Genomic DNA, 2,978 nt, shown 5'->3' with positions numbered 1-2,978 from the left:
GGGCACTGTTGAGCAGCGCGCCGTGGCGGGTTTCGTAAACGGCTTCGCGAATCGGCCGCTGGCCTTTGACGAAATAGGTTTCGTTGCGCACACCCAGCGGCTGCCATTTGCCGTTGACTTCATAAGTGAGGCTGCTGCCCTGACGGCGGATTTTCTCGAGGAACAGGTCCTGGTTATCGCCGAGCACGCTGGTCATGCTCCACGCCACTTTGCCGTTGAAGCCGCCGAGCACCATCGGCAGACCGGCAACCGTGACGCCGGCCGCCTGATATTTCGGCGCACGTATCTGCACGAAACTCCACAACGACGGCGCGGCCAGCGGCCCGTGCGCATCGCTGGCCAGCAGGCTTTTGCCGCTACGGCTGCGTTGCGGGGCGATTGCCCAGTTGTTCGCAGTCGGCGTGGCGAGCAGGTTCAGCGCCGACAGTTGCTGGCTGGCGCTGCTCAGTTCCGTCAGCCCCGGAATCTGCCCGTTGAGCTTGAGGCCTTGCAGTTTGTCGGCTTCAGCCACTGGCAGGTTTTCATCAGGCGCCGACGGGCTCAGCCAGGCGAGTTTGTCAGTGGTCACGGTTTGCGCGAGCACCAGCGACTGGATTTCCTCCGGCAGGTTGGCCGACTGGCTGAAATTCAGCAGGGCAAAAATCAGCGCCGAATCTTCCGGTTTCCAGTATTCGGGCTTGTAACCGCTGGCGGCGAGGTCGCCCGGCAACTTGTCGGCGTAGCGGAACAGGTAGGCGTTGACGCCCCGTGCATACACCTCGAAGAAGCGCTTGAGCCGTGGCGACGAGGCCTTGTACAGCTCGCCAGCGCTCTTCTTCAGATTGACCGCGCGCATGTAACGGTCGGCATCGAGCATCGACGCGCCGGACATTTCCGCCAGCCGGCCCTGGGCCAACAGGCGCAGGATGACCATCTGGTTGATACGGTCGCTGGCGTGGACGTAACCGAGACTGAACAGCGCGTCATGGAAGCTGTTGCTTTCGATCAGCGGCATGCCCATCGCATTGCGCCGCACCGAAACGTTCTGCGCCAGGCCCTTGAGCGGTTGCACGCCGGAGGTCGGTGGCAGGCTGTCCTGGGCGTTCCAGGTCTGGCAACCGGACAGGCCGAGAACACCGGCCACTGCTGCGGCAACGCCGAACCGGGGAAGAAAATGTGAAAGGGCTGGCGAGGCCATGGCGAAGCTCCTGCGGGGGTATAAGGCTGGGGGCGCAATAAAGCCGCTACGTTAGTGACGGCGCGAGGGCCGCGCAAGCGGGGCGAGTGGTTATTTATGCAGTTGTCGGCTGATCGGTCAGAGGCGTGACAGTTGCTTGTGGGAAAGCGCTGATGTTGAACTACGGAACAAGTCCCGTGCCCTGTCAGGAGAAAGATCGCTATGGAGCTTCAGAGCAACACTGCGCTGATCATCATCGACCAGCAGAAAGGCATCCTGCATCCGCGTCTGGGGCGGCGGAATAATCCTCAGGCCGAAGAGCGAATGCTTGAATTATTGGCGCTGTGGCGGCGCGGCGGGCGCCCGGTGATTCACGTGCAGCACTTGTCGCGCTCACCTGATTCGGTGTTCTGGCCGGAGCAGGAGGGGGTGGAGTTCCAGCCGCGCTTTATGCCGCAGGACGGTGAATGGCTGATTCAGAAACAGGTACCGGATGCGTTTTGTGCCAGTGGGCTGGAGGCGCAGTTGCGTGAGGCTGGCATCGGGCAACTGATCATCGTTGGTGTGGCGACCAATAACTCGGTTGAGTCGACGGCGCGCACTGCGGGCAACCTGGGGTTCGACACATGGGTGGCAGAGGATGCATGTTTTACCTTCGACAAGGCCGATTATTTCGGCACACCGCGTACCGCTGAAGAGGTGCACGGGATGTCGCTGGGCAATCTGCATGGGGAGTATGCGACGGTGGTCAGTGCTGCCCTGATTCTGACAGCCAACTGATAGACCTGTGGGAGCTGGCTTGCCAGCGATTGCGGTGAATCAGGCGACATCAATGCAGGGATGTGCCGCCCTATCGCTGGCAAGCCAGCTCCCACAGGGGCTGCGCAGGTTCACAAAAATGTGTTGAGTGCAGATCAACTGTGGGAGCGAGCCTGCTCGCGAAAGCGATGTGTCAGGCGAAGAAGACCTTCGCCAGTGACATCAAGCGCCGTGGCACTTCTTGAATTTCTTGCCGTTGCCGCATGGGCAAGGGTCGTTGCGGCCGACGTCTTTCAGGGCGTTGCGCACCGGTTCCTGGTGGGCGTGGCCGCAGTTCGGGCCGTGGACATGGCCATGGTCGTGATCATGATGGTGGTCATGATCGTGGTTGCAGTCAGGGCCATGGACATGGGGTTGCTGGGTCATCGAGGTCACTCCGGAGTTAGATCGGCGGGGATTATCACGCCATTGCGCTCAAGGTGCACGTAGTGGGCGATGAATAAACCGGTTTCCATTTCGCCCTGCAATCGATAGGGAATCTGCTGGTTCGGATTTATCAGCAGTTTCACCACCTGTTTGACCTTCGGCCACAGGTTGGTGCGGATCGGCACTTTGAAGTAAGCGCTGCGCTTCGGCCCCACGGTAAACCAGTGCTCATGCTCGCCTTCGGTGAGCAGCATGTCGGCCAGGTGAATCCGGTATTCGAGGCCACGCACGGTCAGGTTGTTGTCGTTGGGATTGTCGACGCGAAAGTGCAGGATGAATTTTTGCTCGAGCAGTTTGGCCCGCACCACCTCGACTTTCACCAGATGCACGGCGGGCTCGACGCTTTCGTCGCTGAACCACGAGGCACAGCCGCCGAGGTTTACGATCAGCATCAACAGCAGAAAATGTAGTGTGCGCCGACGACCGAGCATGAAATTGACTCCCTTTGTGCCCAGTCTAGACCTTAAAAGATTTCAGCCTTCGGCTAATCCCGTGTAGGAGCGGCCGAAGGCTCGGGCCGCGATCGGACGATCTTTTGATCTTCAGCTCAAGCGCCGAAATAACCCGAACAACACTT

Annotated in this window: 4 protein-coding genes; 1 reads left to right on the top strand and 3 read right to left on the bottom strand. The window is 60.1% G+C overall.

The annotated features are described in order from the left end of the window. The coding region (locus tag OQK_RS04880) for a penicillin acylase family protein (RefSeq protein ID WP_016771379.1) at positions 1–1,177 on the bottom strand (1,177 nt) is incomplete at its 3' end. Positions 1,178–1,378: 201 nt separating this feature from the next. Between OQK_RS04880 and OQK_RS04875 the strand changes: the two genes are divergently transcribed. Next, complete coding sequence (locus OQK_RS04875; RefSeq protein WP_016771378.1) at positions 1,379–1,936, top strand: cysteine hydrolase family protein; 558 nt, start codon at positions 1,379–1,381, stop codon at positions 1,934–1,936. A 201-nt stretch (positions 1,937–2,137) separates the two neighbouring features. Here OQK_RS04875 and OQK_RS04870 read toward each other — a convergent pair whose 3' ends face one another. Together OQK_RS04870 and OQK_RS04865 are read right to left on the bottom strand one after the other, a co-directional pair. Beyond that, a complete protein-coding gene (locus tag OQK_RS04870) occupies positions 2,138–2,341 on the bottom strand; it encodes an SEC-C metal-binding domain-containing protein (protein WP_003198420.1) in 204 nt (67 codons plus the stop codon). A gap of 5 nt (positions 2,342–2,346) precedes the next feature. Beyond that, positions 2,347–2,832: an LEA type 2 family protein gene (locus tag OQK_RS04865; RefSeq protein ID WP_016771377.1), complete on the bottom strand. Its 486-nt coding sequence runs from the start codon at positions 2,830–2,832 to the stop codon at positions 2,347–2,349. Positions 2,833–2,978: the final 146 nt, after the last annotated feature.

Source organism: Pseudomonas sp. R62 (genome assembly GCF_000257605.1).
GTDB lineage: Bacteria > Pseudomonadota > Gammaproteobacteria > Pseudomonadales > Pseudomonadaceae > Aquipseudomonas > Aquipseudomonas atacamensis.
The sequence above is the reverse complement of the archived record's forward strand: the minus strand, read 5'-3'. Positions and strand labels throughout refer to the sequence as shown.

Bases quoted from the DNA above. Each gene is read 5' to 3' on its own strand.
- OQK_RS04875 (WP_016771378.1), top strand. From the start codon at position 1,379: ATGGAGCTTCAGAGCAACACTGCGCTGATCATCATCGACCAGCAGAAA.
- OQK_RS04870 (WP_003198420.1), bottom strand. From the start codon at position 2,341: ATGACCCAGCAACCCCATGTCCATGGCCCTGACTGCAACCACGATCAT.
- OQK_RS04865 (WP_016771377.1), bottom strand. From the start codon at position 2,832: ATGCTCGGTCGTCGGCGCACACTACATTTTCTGCTGTTGATGCTGATC.